The sequence below is a fragment of the Bradyrhizobium sp. USDA 3256 genome (genome assembly GCF_054058275.1).
Map to the genome: position 1 here is coordinate 2,402,382 of NZ_JBSSAE010000002.1, position 18,980 is coordinate 2,421,361.

Annotated in this window: 17 protein-coding genes and 1 pseudogene; 16 read left to right on the plus strand and 2 right to left on the minus strand. The window is 60.7% G+C overall.

Features of this window, described 5'->3' with window-relative positions; genetic code table 11:
- Positions 1 to 113: 113 nt before the first annotated feature.
- The 16 genes and pseudogenes from ACVWY5_RS12770 to ACVWY5_RS12845 form a co-directional block, all read left to right on the plus strand.
- Positions 114 to 311: pseudogene (locus tag ACVWY5_RS12770) on the plus strand (acetyl-CoA C-acyltransferase); the annotation flags it as partial.
- A gap of 125 nt (positions 312 to 436) precedes the next feature.
- Positions 437 to 1,489: an NAD(P)-dependent alcohol dehydrogenase gene (locus ACVWY5_RS12775; protein WP_028334166.1), complete on the plus strand. Its 1,053-nt coding sequence runs from the start codon at positions 437 to 439 to the stop codon at positions 1,487 to 1,489.
- Positions 1,490 to 2,876: 1,387 nt separating this feature from the next.
- A complete protein-coding gene (locus ACVWY5_RS12780) occupies positions 2,877 to 4,547 on the plus strand; it encodes an aromatic/alkene/methane monooxygenase hydroxylase/oxygenase subunit alpha (protein WP_028334167.1) in 1,671 nt (556 codons plus the stop codon).
- A gap of 82 nt (positions 4,548 to 4,629) precedes the next feature.
- A complete protein-coding gene (locus ACVWY5_RS12785) occupies positions 4,630 to 5,670 on the plus strand; it encodes a 2Fe-2S iron-sulfur cluster-binding protein (protein ID WP_028334168.1) in 1,041 nt (346 codons plus the stop codon).
- A 59-nt stretch (positions 5,671 to 5,729) separates the two neighbouring features.
- A complete protein-coding gene (locus tag ACVWY5_RS12790) occupies positions 5,730 to 6,800 on the plus strand; it encodes an aromatic/alkene monooxygenase hydroxylase subunit beta (protein WP_028334169.1) in 1,071 nt (356 codons plus the stop codon).
- 6 nt (positions 6,801 to 6,806) lie between these two features.
- Positions 6,807 to 7,178, plus strand: coding sequence for an MmoB/DmpM family protein (locus tag ACVWY5_RS12795; protein WP_028334170.1), 372 nt, complete (start codon positions 6,807 to 6,809; stop codon positions 7,176 to 7,178).
- A gap of 117 nt (positions 7,179 to 7,295) precedes the next feature.
- Entirely contained in the window at positions 7,296 to 8,318 is a 1,023-nt protein-coding gene (locus ACVWY5_RS12800; RefSeq protein WP_028334171.1) for an amidohydrolase family protein, read from the plus strand.
- Between the two features lie 6 nt (positions 8,319 to 8,324).
- Positions 8,325 to 9,128: an iron-sulfur cluster assembly protein gene (locus tag ACVWY5_RS12805; protein ID WP_028334172.1), complete on the plus strand. Its 804-nt coding sequence runs from the start codon at positions 8,325 to 8,327 to the stop codon at positions 9,126 to 9,128.
- 122 nt (positions 9,129 to 9,250) lie between these two features.
- Positions 9,251 to 10,882 (plus strand): molecular chaperone GroEL, encoded by a 1,632-nt coding sequence (groEL, locus tag ACVWY5_RS12810; protein ID WP_028334173.1) that lies wholly within the window; start codon positions 9,251 to 9,253, stop codon positions 10,880 to 10,882.
- 109 nt (positions 10,883 to 10,991) lie between these two features.
- A complete protein-coding gene (locus ACVWY5_RS12815) occupies positions 10,992 to 11,672 on the plus strand; it encodes an MIP family channel protein (protein ID WP_028334174.1) in 681 nt (226 codons plus the stop codon).
- A 140-nt stretch (positions 11,673 to 11,812) separates the two neighbouring features.
- The gene (locus ACVWY5_RS12820) at positions 11,813 to 12,307 is read left to right on the plus strand and encodes a hypothetical protein (protein ID WP_028334175.1); all 495 of its coding nucleotides are present in this window, start codon (positions 11,813 to 11,815) and stop codon (positions 12,305 to 12,307) included.
- A 121-nt stretch (positions 12,308 to 12,428) separates the two neighbouring features.
- Complete coding sequence (locus ACVWY5_RS12825) at positions 12,429 to 14,468, plus strand: sigma-54-dependent Fis family transcriptional regulator (RefSeq protein WP_244482437.1); 2,040 nt, start codon at positions 12,429 to 12,431, stop codon at positions 14,466 to 14,468.
- A gap of 14 nt (positions 14,469 to 14,482) precedes the next feature.
- Positions 14,483 to 14,932: a hypothetical protein gene (locus ACVWY5_RS12830; protein ID WP_028334177.1), complete on the plus strand. Its 450-nt coding sequence runs from the start codon at positions 14,483 to 14,485 to the stop codon at positions 14,930 to 14,932.
- Positions 14,929 to 15,237, plus strand: coding sequence for a hypothetical protein (locus ACVWY5_RS12835; RefSeq protein WP_028334178.1), 309 nt, complete (start codon positions 14,929 to 14,931; stop codon positions 15,235 to 15,237). The genes ACVWY5_RS12830 and ACVWY5_RS12835 overlap by 4 nt, the downstream gene beginning before the upstream one ends.
- A gap of 8 nt (positions 15,238 to 15,245) precedes the next feature.
- Positions 15,246 to 16,355 carry a WD40 repeat domain-containing protein gene (locus tag ACVWY5_RS12840; RefSeq protein ID WP_028334179.1) on the plus strand — a complete coding sequence of 370 codons (1,110 nt, stop codon included), beginning with the start codon at positions 15,246 to 15,248 and terminating at the stop codon, positions 16,353 to 16,355.
- A gap of 50 nt (positions 16,356 to 16,405) precedes the next feature.
- Positions 16,406 to 16,591, plus strand: coding sequence for a hypothetical protein (locus tag ACVWY5_RS12845; protein WP_028334180.1), 186 nt, complete (start codon positions 16,406 to 16,408; stop codon positions 16,589 to 16,591).
- A gap of 524 nt (positions 16,592 to 17,115) precedes the next feature.
- Here ACVWY5_RS12845 and ACVWY5_RS12850 read toward each other — a convergent pair.
- Together ACVWY5_RS12850 and ACVWY5_RS12855 are read right to left on the minus strand one after the other, a co-directional pair.
- Positions 17,116 to 18,186: a beta-eliminating lyase-related protein gene (locus tag ACVWY5_RS12850; protein WP_028334181.1), complete on the minus strand. Its 1,071-nt coding sequence runs from the start codon at positions 18,184 to 18,186 to the stop codon at positions 17,116 to 17,118.
- A gap of 17 nt (positions 18,187 to 18,203) precedes the next feature.
- Positions 18,204 to 18,743 carry an ABC transporter permease gene (locus ACVWY5_RS12855; protein ID WP_410712190.1) on the minus strand — a complete coding sequence of 180 codons (540 nt, stop codon included), beginning with the start codon at positions 18,741 to 18,743 and terminating at the stop codon, positions 18,204 to 18,206.
- Positions 18,744 to 18,980 lie beyond the last annotated feature (237 nt).

An 18,980-nucleotide genomic window follows, 5' to 3' on the forward strand; every position in this document is an offset into this window, starting at 1 on the left:
CACGACGTGTGCACGCGGAGATCAAGAAAAATCTCACTACAGGCAGCGCGAGCATGGTGCGCGACGAAGCGCTTCCGACTGTGCAGATTGTCGCGCCGGCCGCGGATATTCTTCCCGCATCCCGCAAGGTGCTCGCCAGGGCCGGACTGACGCGCGATGATATTGACCTGTTCGAGGTCAACGAGGCGTTCGCCGTCGCCGTGGAGAAGTACATCCGCGACCTGCGGATCGATCGAAACAAGATCAACGTCAATGGAGGTTCGATCGCGCTGGGTCATCCAATTGGCGCGACGGGCACCGTCTTGATCGGGGCAAGTTTCCCGACGGGCTCCCCGCATCCTGCGTCGCGCTGCAAGAGCAATTGTGCTGGCACGAAAAATGCTGAGGCGCCTCCGCAACGGCGAGCACAAGGTTCGCTGGGCAGACGGAGGAGAACATGAAAGCCCAAGTATTGAGAGCGTATGACGAGAGGCTGTCCAACGACCGCTGGGTCATCGAAGAAAACGTACCTGATCCCAAGCTGACGAAATCGACTGACGTTATCGTCCGAATCGGCGGCGCGGGCGTATGCAGGACCGATATCCATATCATCGAAGGAGTCTGGAAGCCGCACATGGATCCGTCCGGCGACAAACTCCTCCCCATCATCATGGGACACGAAAATGCAGGTTGGGTCGAGGAGGTCGGCAAGGAGGTCGAGGGACTGAAGAAAGGAGATCCCGTCATTGTTCATCCGAAGATCACTGGAGGAACGTGTCTCGCCTGTCGTCGCGGCTTCGACATGCATGGTCCCGGCACGTTTCCTGGTCTGGATTGCAACGGTGGCTATGCAGAATTCCTCTGCACCTCGGAGCGGAATATCGTGCCGCTGCCACGGACGCTCGCCCCCAAGGAGGTGGCGCCTTATGCGGACGCGGGGCTCACGGCCTATCGCGCCGTCAAGAAGGCTACGCGTCACCTTTTGCCCGGCGAATCTTGCGTCGTTATCGGTGCAGGTGGATTGGGTCACATCGCAATCCAGTGCCTCAAAGCAATGTGCGCCGCCGATATTATCGTCGTCGACAAGTCCGAAGCGTCGCTGAAGCTGGCCGAAAAGTCAGGTGCCGACCATCTGGTGAAAGCCGACGGCGAAGAAGTGGCTGCCGTTCTGGCTCTGACCGCCGGAAACGGCGCGGAGGCGGTAATCGATTTCGTCGGTGAGAAGGGCACGACATCGAAGGGGCTGGCGATGACCCGTTCGATGGGAAGTTACTACGTTGTTGGTTACGGCGAGGACATCCGCATCCCGACTGTCGACATGGTGATCACCGAGAAGAACATCATCGGCAATCTCGTCGGCACATGGGCCGAGCTGACGGAGTTAATGGCGCTCGCAGACCGCGGTCTGGTTGAACTGGCAACCGCCGAGTATCGTCTCGCCGATGCAAACAAGGCCTTGCACGATCTCAATGCCGGCAAGATTCATGGACGCGCAGTTTTAATTCCGTGAACCCGGGTCTCGTCCACCGCGAGCATTTGCTCGTGGTGGATTTCACCGGCCCGTCTCCTGACACGGCATACAAATTCTCGTTCGTTTGGGCGCGCTGGAGGTGGCTTTGAAAGCTCATCGGAAACGAGTTTTTTAGTCCGGCCGGAAGCAGCCAATCGACCAAATCGGCTCTAGGCATCCAAACCGACTTTTCATGCTGCATCGCAAACTGAGGTGAGAATGCCACCTGCAGTTCACGGCGAGTCTCAATTTGCATCTTTGTCGCAATTTGCGTCGTGGACGCTCTCAAGTTGACGGGGCGCGGTCATCAGGGATCGCCGGTGATCACGGCGTTCAAGAAGCTGTTGTCGGAGGTTCCGGACGGTCTGGCACGGCCGTTGCACGAACTATGCGGCAGGGAGCCGCGAAGCATGAGTTGACCGTTTAAAGGCAGTGCTGGGAGCCGCCCGCAAGACGCTTCGTCGTTCCGGGTCGGCTGAATTGGGGGCGAGAGTGACATCATTTCTTCGCATTGAGCGGCGCTATATGAGGTTCATTCTGGTGAACGGCATGGCCCTGCGCCCGAGAATCCTCTGTATGCTTTGCTGTGAGCCAATCGGCGCCCACTATCTCAAAGAATTCAGCACCGGGCTGTCGTTCTGCGGTCATGACTGTTACGCGCTCTATTGCGATCGCTGGATCTCCAGGGCGGGGCAGATAAAGTGCTCGGCCGTTGCGGAGACCTCTTGCTGATTGGCGCATGCGTATGGGCAAGTGTTCCCGCGCATCGGCTAGAAGAGCCGCCCAGGTTCGAGGTCCCGAAACATCGCTGGACCCAACGTGCAGTCGTTACTGATTCCAACGAAGCGTTATCGGCATCCAAGCCTGCTTCCATTCTTGCAACGCAAACATCGCTGCACCAATCCCTTTGCGCTGTCGGAATTCTCATTCTGCAATTTCCGTCGCAATCTGCATCGCTTCCGGCAGCAGGCCGGGCCCGTGTAACGCGTCCGCCCACGCCATACACGCGTCGATACCTCGGAAAGAGAGTTGGCGAGCGCCTCGGATGCGCTGGCACGCCCATTGCAAAGCTCCTGATCACAACAACGCCGACTGCTCCGTCTGGGGTGAGCCGCGACAAGAACGAGGGAAGGGGACGCTTGCCTGAGGGCGCATCATGTGTGGGATGAAGTATAGCGATCGCAGGACCGTAGTTCGGAAGATCGCGCCTGATCATCGTTGCGGTGCACCACAGTCGTTCCCGAGACCCTTGCCGATATCAAACGTCCGGCCATGCAAGCGGCCGCGAGGTGGCCCGTAACGCACGGGTAGGCACTGCCCGGTCCGCGAAGGTCCAGGCAGGCGGAATATCGATGTGGTTTCTGACCCGATCAGGAGGAAAGACGAGATGTCTGGAACTTTAACACTCAACAAGATCACCGCCCAGCGCGGCATATCCGTCGGTGATGCTGCAAAGAAGATTGCAGATCTCGGATGGAATCCTTCCTACGTCCAGGAAGCGATGACCTTTCCCACGGACTACAAGATCGCGAAGGCGCCGAAGGATCCGATGAAGCAGGTCCTCCGCTCCTATTTCCCGATGCAGGAGGAGAAGGACAACCGCGTCTACGGTGCGCTCGATGCTGCGCTGCGCGGCGACATGTTCCGCAACGTCGAGCCGCGTTGGGTCGAGTGGATGAAGCTGTTCCTGGCGATAATCCCGTTCCCGGAAATTTCCGCCGCCAGGTCCATGGCTATGGTCGGCCGCCTCGCTCCAGGTGAAGATCTTCGCACCGGCTTCACGATGCAGATGGTCGACGAGTTCCGTCACTCGACGATCCAGATGAATCTCAAGAAGTGGTACATGGAGAATTACATCGATCCGGCCGGCTTCGACATCACCGAGGAGGCGTTCGGCAAATGCTACGCCACCACGATCGGCAGGCAGTTCGGTGAGGGCTTCATCACCGGCGATGCGATCACCTCTGCGAACGTGTACCTGACCGTGGTCGCCGAGACCGCGTTCACCAACACGTTGTTCGTCGCCATGCCGTCGGAAGCGGCCCGCAACGGTGACTACGCGCTGCCGACGGTCTTCCTGTCGGTGCAGTCGGATGAGAGCCGGCACATCGGTAACGGCCACTCGATGCTGATGTCGATGCTGAAGGAGCCGGAGAACCATCTGCTGCTCGAGCGCGACATGCGCTATGCCTTCTGGCAGAACCACGCCATCGTCGACGCAGCGATCGGCACCTTCATCGAGTACGGCACCACGAACCGCGACAAGACCAAGGAGTCCTATGCCGAGATGTGGCACCGCTGGATCTTCGAGGACTATTATCGCACCTACATGCTGCCGCTCGAGAAGTATGGCATCAAGATCCATCATGACGACGTTCAGACTGCCTGGAAGCGTCTGACCGAGAAGCACTATGTCCACAAGGTCGCGCAGTTCTTCGCGGTCGGCTGGTCGGCCAACTTCTGGCGCATCGAGGCGCAGACCGACAAGGACTTCGAGTGGTTCGAGCACAAGTATCCGGGCTGGTATGCGCAGTTCGGCGACTTCTGGAAATGGTATGAGAAGCTGTCGCATCGCGGCCAGACCAACATCCTGTTCAACAGCGATGTCGGTTACGTCTATCCGCATCGTTGCTGGTCGTGCCTGGTGCCCTGCCTGATCCGCGAGGACATGGTCACCGGCGAGATCGACGGCAAGCTCTACACGTTCGCCCATGAGCTCGATCGCTGGACGGCCGTCGAAGCCTTCGCCGGCGAGTATCAGGGGCGTCCGACCCCCGCGATGGGACGGTTCAGCGGCCGTCGCGAATGGGAAAGCGTCTACCACAATGTCGATATCGCCGACGCCATCAAGGATCTCGGCTTCGTGCGCACCGACGGCAAGACCCTGGTCGCCCAGCCGCACCTGCGCTTCGAGGAGAAGGAAATGTGGACGCTCGACGACGTCCGCGGCCACATCCTGAAGAGCCCGCTGCTCACGCTGCGGGAAATGAGCCCGGCCGACCGGGAAAAGCATCTCGCCGAGTATCGCAAGGGATTCACCATCAATCCCTGCAACTAGCCGAGGCGGAAGGGGCCGGCTCCGGCCGGCTCCTTCCGATCACTCTCCGGAAGATACGCAAGTCTTGGTTTGAGGAGGCCCTATGGGCACGCCCGCTAATGTCGTTCGCCTGCAACCGGTAGGCATAGAATTCGAGGTCGAGGAGAACGAGACCGTTCTTGACGCCGCCTTTCGCCAGGGCATCGCACTGCCGCATGGTTGCAAGGAGGGACAGTGCTCGGCGTGCAAATGCGTCCTTACCGGAGGCGAAGTAGAGCTCAAGAAATATTCGACGTTCGCCCTCAATGAGATGGAGCGAGGCCAGGACTACATCCTGCTGTGCCGGACCTTGGCCTATTCGGATCTCGAGGTGGAGCTCCTCAACTACGACGAGGAGGTGTTGTCGAAATCGATCCCGGTGAGGGACTTCGCGGGCACAGTCACGAGCGTCTCCGCGCTGACCCATGACATCCGGCTCCTCGAGATATCGCTCGAGCAACCTCTGAAGTTCTGGGCGGGTCAATATGTCGACATCACGCTCCCGGGGGCAGAGACGATTACGCGCTCGTTTTCCATGGCAAATTCGCCGATCGAGGGCGAAAAGCTCGCATTCATCATCAAAAAATACCCGAACGGACGCTTCTCTTCCCGGCTCGACGGAGACCTCTCCGCCGGAACCGCGGTCGGAATCCGCGGACCCTACGGGACCTGTTTCCGGCGAGAAAACAGAGCCGGAGCCATAGTCCTGGTCGGCGGCGGATCGGGAATGTCGCCGTTGTGGTCGATCCTGCACGATCACATCGAGTCTGGCGAGGCTCGTCCGGTGCACTTCTTCTATGGCGCACGGACGCGCAACGATCTTTTTTACCTCGATCGCTTCGCAGAACTCGCCGCCAGGCATCCGGAGTTCAAGTTCATCCCGGTGCTCTCCCATGCGGCCGATGATGCGGCCTGGAGTGGAGCAAAGGGCTTCGTGCACGAAGCCGTCGGAGCGCACCTTCGCAACGCGAGATATGGCGAAGACGTCGACGTCTATGCGTGTGGACCGTCGCCGATGATCGAGGCGCTGGTGCCCGTGCTGCAGCTGAACGACGTCGAGTCGGATCGCATCTTCTTCGACAAGTTCACACCAGCCAACAACTGAGGTTTTCGAATAGCGACCGTGCCTTTTACAGAGCCCACCAAGGGAGGAGGAAGACGACCATGACTGCCGTTCAAAGTGTTCCAGCGAAATCCGGTGCAGCAGGCGCTGCGGTGTTTCCGGATTCGGACAGCCGCAAGTACCGGTATTTCGAGCCCCGCAGCAAGCGGGCGACGCACTATGAGGACGTGACCGTAGACGTTCAGCCCGATCCGGAACGCTATTTGCTGCAGGACTGGATCATCTCCTTCCCCAACGGAAAGGGGGCCTACACCAAGGACAACACGGCCGCGTTGAGCTCGAACTGGCATGCCTTCCGTGCGCCCGATCAGGAGTGGGAGCGCACCCACTACCAGCGCCAGTCCAAGATCGAGACGATGGTGCAATCGGTGATCGCCAACGGCCGCAAGTCCGGTGCGCCGAAGGGCTTCGACAAGGCCTGGGTCAAGATCCTGCAAAACCACCTCGGTGCGTGGAAGCACGCCGAGTTCGGGCTCGGCACATCGCTGATGCAAGCTCAGCGCTACGGCTACACCCAGATGATCAACAACGCGACCCTGACGAACTCGTCCTATAAGCTTCGGCTGGCCCAGGACATCACGCTCTATCTCGCCGAGATCGGAATGGACATTCCGGGCTTCGACGACACGGCTGGCAAGCGGGCGTGGCTGGAGGACAAGGGCTGGCAGGGCACCCGGGAAGCGATCGAATCGATCATGGGGTCGGCTGACTATGTCGAGCAGTACTTCGCCACCAACATCGTGTTTGAGCCGCTGGTCGGTGAGCTGTTCCGCAGCGGATTCCTGATGCAGGTCGGCTCGCCGAACGGCGACTTCATCACGCCGGCGGTCATTTCGGCGGCCGAGGCCGACTATGAGCGCAATCTCGCCAACACGATCGACCTGATGCATCTGCTGGTGAGCGACAATCAGCACGCCGCACACAACAAGAAGCTGTTCCAGGGCTGGGTTAACAAGCACGTGGCGCTGGCCGGCAAGGCGGCCGCCGGACTGCAGCCGATCTGGTCGCAACCACATTCGAAGCCGGTGCAGTACGCCGACGTCCGCGCGCAGTCGGTCGAACGCATCAAGAAGATTCTCGGCGAGCTCGGTCTCGTCCTTCCCAAGGAGTGAATTGCAATGTCCATTGCTTCAAGAAGTGCGACCAACCAGAACATCTTCCAGAAGATGGGAGATCTCCGTTTTGAACAGACGATATCCCATCAGTGCGGCGTCACCATGAACGACAGCGTCGAAGCGCGCGCCATCGCTGAATTCATGGGCAAAAAGCCGAACGTGACCGTGACCTACCAGCCGGCCCTGATCCGCATCGACGGCGAGGGCAAGCTGATCTTCAAGATGGATGAGATCAGCGACATCCTCGGAAAAGACATGACGGCCGAGATATTCGAAGTGAATACCTCGACCCACTACGGCCGGATGGTGCGCATCGACGACAATACGGTGACGCTGTTCGGAAACATGGACGAGGTCTTCGAATACATCGAGTGAAGCTCCCTCACTGGGGGCCGCATCCTCAACGGTGTGGTCCCGCCGTTTCCAAAGTGTTCGCGCAGCTACGATGCGTGGATTGATCGAACAGCGCCTATCAAATTCTCGGAGATCATCATGTTCATAACTCCCACGGGCGAGGAAGTTTTCGTCATCGACGGTCATACCCACTTCTGGGACGGCAGTCCGGCGAACCAGCTCAACATTCACGGCAAGCAGTTCATTGATTGCTTCTACGCCTACCACAGCTCGCTCAGTCCAAAGGACAAGCTCTGGCCCAAGGAGCAATTCGAGAAATACAGCGCAGAGCAGATGTACCGCGATCTGTTCGTCGACGGTCCGGACGACATGGCCATCGTGCAGTCGACCTACCTCACGGAATTCTACAAGAACGGCTTCAACACCATCGACCGCAACGCCGAGATGGCGAAGAAGTACAAGGACCGCTTCATCGTCAACGGCGCATTTGATCCGCGCGACGGTGAGCGGGCGCTGGAATACATCCACTACATGAAGGATACGTTCGGCATCAAGGGCGTCAAGCTCTACACCGCCGAGTGGAAGGGCGAGTCGCGGGGCTGGAAGCTCACCGATCCGAACGCCTATCGTTGCTTCGAACTGTGCCAGAAGCTCGGCATCACGAACGTCCACGTCCACAAGGGGCCGACCATCATCCCGCTGGACAAGGATGCATTCGATGTTCACGACGTCGATCACGCGGCGACCGATTTTCAGGGCCTGAATTTCATCATCGAGCATTGCGGGCTGCCCAGGCTCGACGACTTCTGCTGGATCGCCGTCCAGGAGACCAACGTCTATGGCGGCCTTGCGGTCGCGCTGCCGTTCATTCACGGACGTCCACGGTATTTCGCGGAAGTGATCAGCGAATTGCTGTTCTGGGTCGGCGAGGACAAGATTCTCTTCGGCAGCGACTACGCCATCTGGACGCCTCGATGGCTGGTCGAGAAGTTCTGGAACTTCGAGCTGCCCGAGGATCTGAAGCAGGAGCACGGTGTCGATCTGACGCCGCAGGCAAAGAAGAAGATCCTCGGTCTCAACGCCGCGCGGCTTTATGGCGTGGATGTCGAGGCACAGAAGGCAAAGCTTGCGAAGGGTGCCTACGCGACCGCGGCGGGATGACATCACATGAACGCACTGCTCCACGAGTGTGACCGAAGAACCAGCGAGGTGTGGCAGCGCCTCGCGTTGGTGACAGACCCCGAGCTCGACGAGCCTGTGACCGAGCTTGGATTCGTCGAGCATGTTACCGTCGATGACGATGGCGATGTCGACATCGTCTTTCGGTTGCCGACCTTCTGGTGTTCGGCGAACTTCGCGTTCCTCATGGCCGACGACATGCGTCGGGCGGTGTCGTCGCTGCCGTGGGTTCGCAAGGCGCGGCCACAGCTTCGGGACCACATGGTCGCGGAGCAGATCAACCGCGGCGTCCGCGAAGGGATGTCGTTTGCCGATGCGCTCAAGGAGTTCGCACCTGGAGGCTCGCTTGACGAATTGCGGGATAAGTTCCGCCGCAAGGCGTTCGAGCGGCGCCAGGAGGTCATGATCCTGGCCTTGCGGGGGATAGGTTATGAAGATCCGGCGATCTGCCGGATGAGTCTGTGTAGCTTTGACGAGGTCGTGTTTGCTTCGCCGGACGTCGCGCGACAGAAGCCCCGCTACCGCGAGCTTCTGATCGAAACAGGCCTGGCCTGCCTCCCGGAGGATCGCACCTTTGTCACCTACGAGGGGGCCCCCATCAAACGGCACGAACTGGCATCCTATCTGCAGCGTTTGCGGGGAGTGCGCATCAATATGGAATTCAACAGCTCATTGTGCAGAGGCCTGCTTGCCGTCCGTCGTCGCGAACTCGTCGACGACAATCCCGGACCGACGCCGTCACCGTGCGGCGGCTGTAGCAGCCGCTGTGCTGCTCCATCAGGCAGCCCGTGACCTTTGAGAAGCTTAAAGCGTGGGGGCGCGTTTAACGCGCTGCCCGCAAGCGCCAAGAACCGGAGCGGTCAGCAAGTCCGCCCAACCAGACAACAAGATCCGTCCGCTTGGGAGTGAAGCCAATGCCGAAAGTATTGCTACATCATATCGAAGCCCGCCGTGCTCTTGCGCGCGGGGTCCAGAAGCTTGCAGCAGCGGTCGAATCGACCCTCGGTCCGAAGGGCATGAACGCGATGGTCGACAGGCCGATCGGCACGCCCATCGTCTCGCGCGATGGCGTCACCATCGCCTCTGAAATCGAACTGCCTGATCGCTTCGAGAACATGGGTGCGCAGGTGGTGCGCGAGGTCTCGATGCATACCAATGAGGTCGCCGGCGACGGCACGACCACCGCCATGGTGCTTGCAAATGGCCTCATCCAGGGAGGAGTTGCAGCACTAGAGCGGGGCGCCAAGGCGGTCGATCTCTGCAAAGGGATCGACCGGGCTGTTGAGGTCGTTGTCGAGGCTTTGAAGAGCTCCGCAATTGCCGTATCGGATCGCAAGACGCTGGAGGCGGTGGCGACGATCGCGTCAACCGACGCCCATCTGGGCGGTCTGATTGCGGAGGCGGTCCAGCGCGTCGGCAAGGATGGCATCATCAGTTCCGACTACGGGCTGACGACGAGCACGACGCTCGAAGTCGTCGAAGGCATGTCGTTCGATCGCGGTTACATCTCCCACCACATGGTGACGGATGTCGAAAAGATGGAGGTGGTGCTCGATCAGCCCTACATCCTCCTGACCGACCTGAAGATCAAAACGCCGGCCGAGCTGGCGGCGGTGCGCGCGACGGTCGCCTCGACCGGGCGGCCGCTTGTTATCGTCGCCGAGGAGATTGCGCCGGAAGTGGTCGTCACACTGCTCGGCGATGACAATCGCGGCAAGATCCTGGTGATCAATCCGCCTGATTATGGTCATTGGCGCAAGGCAATGATGGACGATCTCGCCATCATCACCGGTGGCCGGGTCATTGCGCGCGAGCTTGGCGGCAGACTGGAAGAGGCCAGCCTGGCCGATCTCGGCACCGCACGGCAGGTGCGGGCCAGTGCGCGGGAAACGGTGATCATTCGGGGCGGCGGCGACGATGCGGCGATCGCGGCGCGGCGCCTGCAGGTGGCCAAGCAGCACGATCTGGCTCCGCCTAACATCGAACAGGACAAGCTCAAGGAGCGGTTGGCGAAGCTGTCGGGCGGGACTGCCGTGATCCTCGCAGGCGGCGTCACTCCGGTGGAGCAGAAGCGGACGATCCAGTTGATCGACGATGCGCTCAGTGCGGCGCGGGCCGCGGCCGAGGAGGGCATCGTGCCCGGTGGCGGCACGGCGTTGGCGCAGTGTGCGCCGGTGGTGACACGTACGCTCGGCAACATCAATGGCGACCTCGGTGAGGGAATCAAGCTAGTGCGAGAAACCCTGTCTCGTCCGGCCGCTTTCATTGCACGGAATGCCGGCCATGATGCGGAGAAGGTCGTGGCCGATCTGCAGAGCTCCAGGTCGGGCGTCGGGTTCGATGCCGCCAACGGTGTATTCATTGACATGGTGTCGGCCGGCATCGTCGACCCCGTCCGGGTGACCTATACCGCGCTTCGAAACGCAGCTTCCGTCGCGACCCTGGTGCTGACCACCAACACGCTGATTGCCGACGTGCCGGAGTATATCGACCCGACACAGGGGCCCGCACTGGGCGGTGGGGCTGAGAAACTTGGACGCGCATGAGACTGTGTGCGCGGTCCGCGTTTCACCGCGTCGTCTCAGGAGACGACGCGGGCCGCGACCAGAGGGACAGAAACCTCGATATCGAATCCATCACCAGGAAGGGGGAGTTATGCAGAAGTATGTTGCGGAATTTATCGGTACGTTCGCGCTGGTGTTCTTTGGCTGTGCGACCGTAATCTTTATGCGGGCCGAGGTCGGCTTGCTGGGCGTCGCGTTCGCATTTGGCCTGACCGTGGTCGCAATGGCCTATTCTATCGGACATATCTCCGGTGCTCATCTCAATCCGGCGGTCAGCCTCGGGATGCTCGTCGCCGGGCGGATGTCGCCGCGGGATTTCTCGGGCTATATCGTCGCGCAGTTCGTCGGGGGAATCGCGGCTGCGGCCGTGCTGTACCTCATCGCCGAAGGCAAGGTCGGAGGCTACGACGTCGCGGCGAACGGCTTTGGCCAGAATGGCTGGGGCCAGTACGGTGTTCTATCCGCGTTCGTGTTCGAAGCGTCGGCAACGTTCCTGTTTCTGACGGTGATCCTTGGTGCGACGCAAAACGGAGCGGCGTCTGCCTATGCCGGGTTGGTGATCGGTCTGACGCTGGTCGCGATCCATCTCGCCGGCATCGCTGTGTCGGGATCGTCGGTCAATCCGGCGCGCTCGTTTGGGCCCGCATTGTTTGCGGGCTCCGATGCGCTGTCACAGGTGTGGCTCTATTTTGTGGCGCCGTGCCTGGGTGCCACACTGTCCGGTTACGTCTTCAAGGCGGGAGTAACGCGCCAGATGGTGGCGGCGACGTGACGTTCGCGATCGAATGATTGATTGCACCGTGACAACGATCCGGAACGGGTTACAATCTTGAAAGTCCCGGCATGAGCCGAAGGAGGCAGTGTAACAAGCCTCCAGGCTCATCCGATCAGCCGGGCGGGAGGAAAAGGGACATGGTCTATATTATCTCCAAGCGCGACGGTCCGCACCGTGAAGAACTGGCGGCCAAGGACTTCCTTCAGAGGAACCGCACGACGATCAACGCGCTCGCCAATCATCTGACACTCGGGCGTTGGCAGCAATTGCGCAACCCGACGCCCCCTCCGCAGCCCCAGCCGTCGGGCAAGCTCTGGTCCACGCCGCCGGCTCGCCCAAAAGAGGTCGAGCCTTATGTGCGGATCAGCCATAACGGTCGCGTCGTGATCGCCGATCTCGCATCGGGACGGCAGCTCGATTTTGTCGGCGAACTGCGTGGCAACGGCCAATCGCGATACTTCGCTCTGGCGACGCGCGAGAACGGGATCTTCGAGCCGCTGGACGACGAATTGTACAGGGTCCTGGCCGACCTTGAGGGAGTGAGTGTGCCCGACGAGACGTCGGAAGCTCACCTGGAACAGGTCATCTCAGGTCGTCTCGGCCTGGACGCGATCTCCAGAAGCGTCGAATGATCTGCGTGAGCTGAGCCTGCAGGGAAAGCGATCCCGGTCGGCTCCGGCTCAGTTTGTGTTTGCCGATCGGGTTGCTGTTTGCCAACGGACGTATGGTGCTCCAATGCTGACGGAAACGCTCATGGCCAAGCCGCCGTTTTCCCTGGAAGGCTACAAAGCTTCGGACGCGGAGCAGGGGCGGCCATACGATGAGGGCGAAACCAACAAGGCATGGGAAAACTTCCTGACCTTCGGGGACCTGAGGCGCGAGAACGCTCCGGTGCGAAGCGTCATCGAGGATTCATGGCAGCGCAGCGTCAAGTCCGGGGTTGATGCTCGTGGCAAGGGCAGTCATCTCCTAGCCTCGCCGGACGATCTCTATGAACTTCGTTTGAAGAATGATGATCTGCTTGGTTCGAGCGCCGAGACCTTCCGCCGTATTGCCGAGGTGCTTGGTGACGCGGCGACGATGGTGGTCATCACCGACGGGAACGGCGTCGTGCTGGAGGTCGGGGGCGATCGGCGGACCATTGATGCGGGGCACGATATTCGCCTGGAAGCAGGCGCGGCCTGGGGCGAAGCGGTCACCGGCACCAATGGCATCGGCACAGCGCTGGTCACTGGAAAGCCGGTTCATGTCCATGCGGCCGAGCATTTCTCGGAGGGCATCAAGGCGTGGACCTGCGTCGGTAGCCCCATTCGCAGTCCGATAGACGGCAGCATCATCGGCATCGTCGACTTTTCCGGACCTCAAGCAATCTTTCACCGGCACAATGTGGCCCTGGCGGTGGTCGCGGCCCATCACATCGAACTGGCGCTCTCGGAAAAGATCCGCATCGAGAGAATGCGGCTGCTTGAGGCGAGCATTTCCCGAATGCCGGGGATGAACAGTGCTGACGGGGTCGTTATTCTCGACCGGTTCGGCCGGGTCGTTCACCATAACGACATGGCGTCAGTTCGCTGGCACCGGATTGCGCAATCGCAAGACTTGAGCATCGGGAGGCAGCTTCTGCCAAACGACAAAGGCTTTCTCGCGAAAGACCTTGCCAAGGGGCTGCCCGAGGAACTGCGCGAGCAGCGGATCGAGCCGCTCGTGGTCGACGGCGTCGTAAAGGGCGCGATGCTCGTGCTCGCAGCGAAGCCACGCGCCAGTCTTGCCCGATCCCAGATGTCGCCAGCAGCCCGCGCCGCACTTGTTTCGGCCAGGGAAGCGATTGTTGGCTGCAGTGACGCATTACTGCAAACGATCGAGAAGATTGAGCGGGCAGCGCTTGGACGAACGGCAATCCTGCTCGAGGGTGAGACCGGCGTCGGCAAGGAACTGTTCGCCCGTCTGGTTCACGCCGCCAGCCAGAATACCGGCAAGGAGCCGTTCATTGCCTTCAATTGCGGTGCGGTCTCCAAGGAACTCCTCGGCGGCGAATTATTCGGACATGCGCCGGGCGCCTATACCGGCGCTACGCGCGAGGGGAGGCCTGGACGGTTTGAGTTTGCCAATGGCGGGGTGCTCAGCCTTGACGAGATCGGTGAAATGCCGATGGAGCTGCAGCCTTACTTGCTTCGTGTGCTGGAGGAGCGCGCGGTGTACAGGCTTGGTGACAGTAAGGCACGACCTGTAGACGTCCGGCTCGTGGCGTCGACCAATCGGAATCTGAAGCAGGAGGTGGCGGAAGGGCGTTTTCGCAAGGACCTGTACTTCCGGATCGGTGTCGTCAAGTTCACCATACCGCCGCTCCGTGAGCGCCTGGGCGATGTCGAGATTCTGATCGATCATTTCAACAGGCAGTTTGCAGAGACCTATAGTACCCAACCGCTACACTTCGAGGCAGCGACGATGGAGTTGCTGCGTCGCTATAGCTGGCCCGGGAACGTTCGCGAACTGCGCAATCTGGTCGAGAATCTCGTGCTGATGACGATCACCGGCATCGTCGCTCCCCGGGACTTGCCAGAGGATTTCGTGGAAATGGCGTCGGTTCAGCCCTCCTCGGTGTCCGTGCAGGCGGGGCATAGCTCGACGGGATCGGAAGGCGACGAGATTGCGCGTTTCGACGAGGTGGAACGCCGCACCATCGAGAGGGCGGTCGCGAATGCTGGCGGTAACATTGCCGCCGCTGCCGAGAAGCTCGGGCTTTCGCGCGCTACGCTGTATCGCAAATTGCACCAATACCGTTCCCGAACCTGAGGGCGGGGTGACACATGGCGGCTGTCTGGCATGAACAGAACGGCGGGGAGGGGCCGGCGACCGCGGCGGCGCTCGCATCGCAGATTGTTGCGCGCGCGGACCGCGACGTCACTTTCGTGGTGCAGCTGCTCGGCGAAAGCCAGGATCTGCTGGTTCGGCATTTCATCGTGCTCATCGAGGTCGAACTCTCGAAGCGCGGCATCAGTTACAGTGCGCATCCGCTCTTGCGTCCGTTCATCGAAATGCATGCGCGTGAGCTTTCGGAATTCGTCTTGAAGGGGATCGGCTTGCGGCATCAGTTCGGCCTTCAGGCTATCGAGACGATGGCCGGCGATCCTGCGCGGTTGCTGAGGGTCGATCTGTGGGACTCCCTGCAATCTCACATCAATGACGCGCAGCAACATTTTGTATCTGGTGTCGGAGGCCTGCAGCGGATCCTGGCTCAGATCGAGGCAGGCCGATGAGTGATGATTCTCCAACCCTGGTCGAAGTGCTGAAGGAACGATTGGTCGTCGTTCAGGAGATGTCGGCCGCTCAATCACGCAACCTTCTGAACCTTCAGCTCGGCGGTGGGGCGGAGTTCGAGATTCAGGAGATTGAGCGCGAGATCGCCGCGACGGGCGTCTCGCATGCGTTCGCCGAGGCGCTGGAGGAAGCGCGGGCGCGCCTGAAAAACGCAACTGCCGGAATGGCAGTATGCGACGCTCAATGCGCCGCACTGGAACGACGTCTTGAAGATCTTGACAGGCGGATTGCCGCCGGCAGGTGAGATGTTCGATGGATACGATGGAAGCAGACACTGCAACGCTTTATGATTTGCTTGGGCGACACTGGACGGTAGGGGCGCCCGTCACCAGTTTGGCCTTCGCGGAAGACGGAGTTGCGTTTGCGCTCGCCGATGGCGCTCTGGCGATCGCTCCGTTGACCGATATTGAGCCGCCGCAAGATCGCTGTCGTGTCGCGCTGGACGGGGGCCGGGCCACAATCTCGCCGCGGCGGAAACCGGTGCCCCCATTGACGAAGGTCGTTATCAGCGATGCTCCGCTTCACCTCGCCTTGATCGGGACGTCGGGCTTTGTCGCAAGTGATCACAGCCGGTTGCTTCGCGTGTCGGCATCCGGCGTCACGCATCTGATCGCGGACCATGGGTCCCCAATTGATCTCGTCGCCCCGGTTCAGGCTGGCGGCATTCTGGCCGCCTCCGGCGGATCGGTCATATTTTACAATCCAAATGGCGATGTCAGTTGGCTCCAGGAGCGAGCGGGCGGGCATGCATCGGCACTGGCCGTATCAAGGGATAGTCGGCGCTTTGCGGTCGGGGCCGATAATTGTCTGCTCGTTCGTGCCTTCGGGGCACGACCAGGGCCGGCGGCTTCATTCGAGCTCGGCCCGATCTCTCATTTGGCGTGGAGCCCGGACGGATCCTGGTTAGCCGCTTCGGTCGTGGGGACAGGTGTCGTCTTGGTCCGTCTTGCCGATGCCCGGATCGTCCGGATGTCCAGCTATCCCGGGAGTACTGCATCTCTGTCGTGGAGTGCGGATTCCCGCGTTCTCGTCACGAGCGGAGCTTATCGGATGATCGCATGGGATATTGCGAGCCTCAGCGACGACAGCGAACGGCCGGCCAGCCTTGCGACAGGCCGTGCCCGACCCGTACTCGTGAAGGCAGTGGATATACACCCCGAGGGTCAGCTGATTGCAGCAGGATACGCGGACGGCATGGTGGTTGTCGCCAAGATCGGCGAATCCGACGAACTGCTCGTCAAGCCACCCGGCCGGGGCGCTATCCACGCACTTCGGTGGTCGGCCGATGGCCAGCATCTCGCATTCGGCACGGACAACGGGGAGGCGGCGATCGTCACGTTTCCCTCCCACATCTTCAAATAGCGGGCTCGCACCAAAGGCGAAAGTCTTCCGCGATCATTAGGAGGGATACCATGACGTCTACTCGATCGCTAAACGAAGCCGAAAGCAAAGATCAGTATTTCAAGGAGCTGGCCGAGCTTTCCGAGCGGATGATCGCCGCGCATGGCAAGGAGTTCTCGATGGGCGCTCTCGTGCTGGCGGCCAGGTTCATCGCAGAGAACAAACCCTTCGAGCGAAGTGCAGCGACGACGAGCTGAGCAAAGCCAGCGATTGATAGCCGTTGTTGCAGATTGCGTTAAGCCGGACAGAACACGAACTGTGTGTGTAGGTCGGCGAAGCCGTGACGGTAACCGGCGCCCGCCCCGTAATTTTCTGCAGTTCGGGGCGACCTGCCGCAATTTGGCTGCAGCTTGCGCAAACCAGCTCATGATGGATGGAGCGAGAGTTCAAGTTTTTCAAAAGGTGAGCAGACCGCGTGTGCATGACGTGTGCACCGAGAGATCAAGAAAAATCTATTGTCGTCAAGTCTTGAGGGGCTTCCTTGAATTGATGTGTGACGGCTGAAAAGCGGTGATGGCTCGAGAGTGCTCGAGCCTCTGGCTCGCGCATTGTGGCGAGGACGCTAGTGTTCCTCACGGCATTCGGCCGGTCGGGAGAAGCTGAACCAACTACAGTCGACGATAAGAGTTGGTGCGGGGTTTGGGTCGCTCCCTGTTCGCATGGGCTACGCTTTGTCCGCCACACTGCTCTTCTATGTTCATCAACAGGGCGCGCGCAGGTGTCACAAGCCAACCGATGTTGGTCCCGTGACCGCGCGACGGACGAGGGCGATGACCTCATCGGCCTCCTGCTCGGTGCTGTCAAAGCGGGCGACGAACCGGATCACCTCGTCGCCTCGTCGCGCGAATTGCAACCCGTTTGCCGTGAGCCGGTCGATGGCTAGTGCGGGCAGCTTTGCGAAGATCAAATTGGCTTCCACTGGAGCAACGAGCCGAACGTCAGGCAGTGCAGCAAGACCTGCTCCAAGGTAGGCAGCCACGGAATTGGCCTTTGCCGCGAGTCGTAGAAAAAGGCGATCCTCGACATAAGCGAGCAGCTGCGCGGACGCATAACGCATCTTCGACGCGGTCTGTCCGGCGCGGCGAAGCCGATAGGACAGGGGTTCAACAAGGTTGTGGTCGAAGACCACGATCGCATCCGCTGACATCGCGCCGTTCTTGGTTGCTCCAAACGACAGGATGTCGACGCCCGCTCGCCAGGTCATATCGGCCGGGCTACAGCCGAGCCGCGCCAAGCCGTTGGCGAACCGGGCGCCATCCATGTGCAGCGACAGATTCTTGTCACGGGCGATTTCGCCGATCGCGGCGATCTCGGCGAGAGGGTAGACCGTCCCATATTCGCTGGCCTGAGTGATCGACACCGCATCGGGCTGCGCGCGATTGCGGACTCCCCAAGCCGCCCCGGTAACCGCCTCGCGCAGGATTGGCGGCTCGATCCGAAAATGCCCGCCGGGCAGCGTGAGGAGCTTCGCGCCACCTGTGAAGGCTTCGGTCGCGCCGCCTTCCGCCGTGTCGATATGTGCTTCCTTGTGGCAATAGATCGCGCCATAGGGCCGCACGCAGGTTGCGAGCGACAAAGCATTGGCGGCCGTGCCGGTCGAGACTGGGAACACCGCAACCTCGGTCTCGAACAGCGTCGAGAAGCGCTGATTCAGCAATTTCGAATAATCGTCGTCGCCATAAGCGGCGGCTGGCCCACGATTGGCCGCTTCGATCGCTCGCAGTATCTCAGGGCTGACCGGTGCGACGTTGTCGCTGCGGAAATTCGGGAGCGCTTGGGTTGCGTCGTTCATGCCGTCCTCACCTGCCGTCAGATCACGGTCGTTTCGTGTTTGCTTATGCGTCGGTTGATCAGGAGCAACGGGATTGCGGTGACCAGGATAAGCACCGCGGCTGCGGCGGCCGCGAGTCCCGCGCCGGTGCCCTCGATGGCATGGTACATCACGACGGTCGTGGTGACCCAGCCGCTCGCATAGAGCACGATAGTTGCGCTCAACTCGGATGCTGCGGTGATCCAGACCAGCACGAGGCCGCCGACAAGGCCGCTCGCCATCAACGGCACCGTCAGGGTCGCGAAGGTTTTGCTCGGCGAGACCCCAAGATTGATTGAGGCTTCCTCGAGCGAGGGATCGAGCTGATGCACAATTGCCGAGGACGACCGGATCGCGAAGGGCAATTTGCGGACGACATAGGCGATGACTAGGATCAGCCAGCCGCCGGTCAAGATCAACGGCCCGCTGTTGAACGCGATAATGAGCCCGATCGCCAGGATCGTGCCGGAAACCGCAAACGGCACCATGCCGACGAAATCGAGCAACCCAGACAGGCGCGTGCGGTGCCGGGCCACCACGTAGCCGATCGGAGCGCCGATCAGCATAGTGGCGATGGCCGCGATGCTGGCGAGCGTCAGCGTGTTGAGCAGCGGCCGATAGGAGCCCGACAACAAGGTCGCGTAATTGCCCAATCCGAACTCCCAGGTCAGCACGGGGCCACGGAAGCGCAGGAGAGAGATCATCAACACGGCTGCGAAAGGCAGCAGCGAGGAAATCACAATGCCCCAACTCACGACCGTAGCCACCAGCCGCAG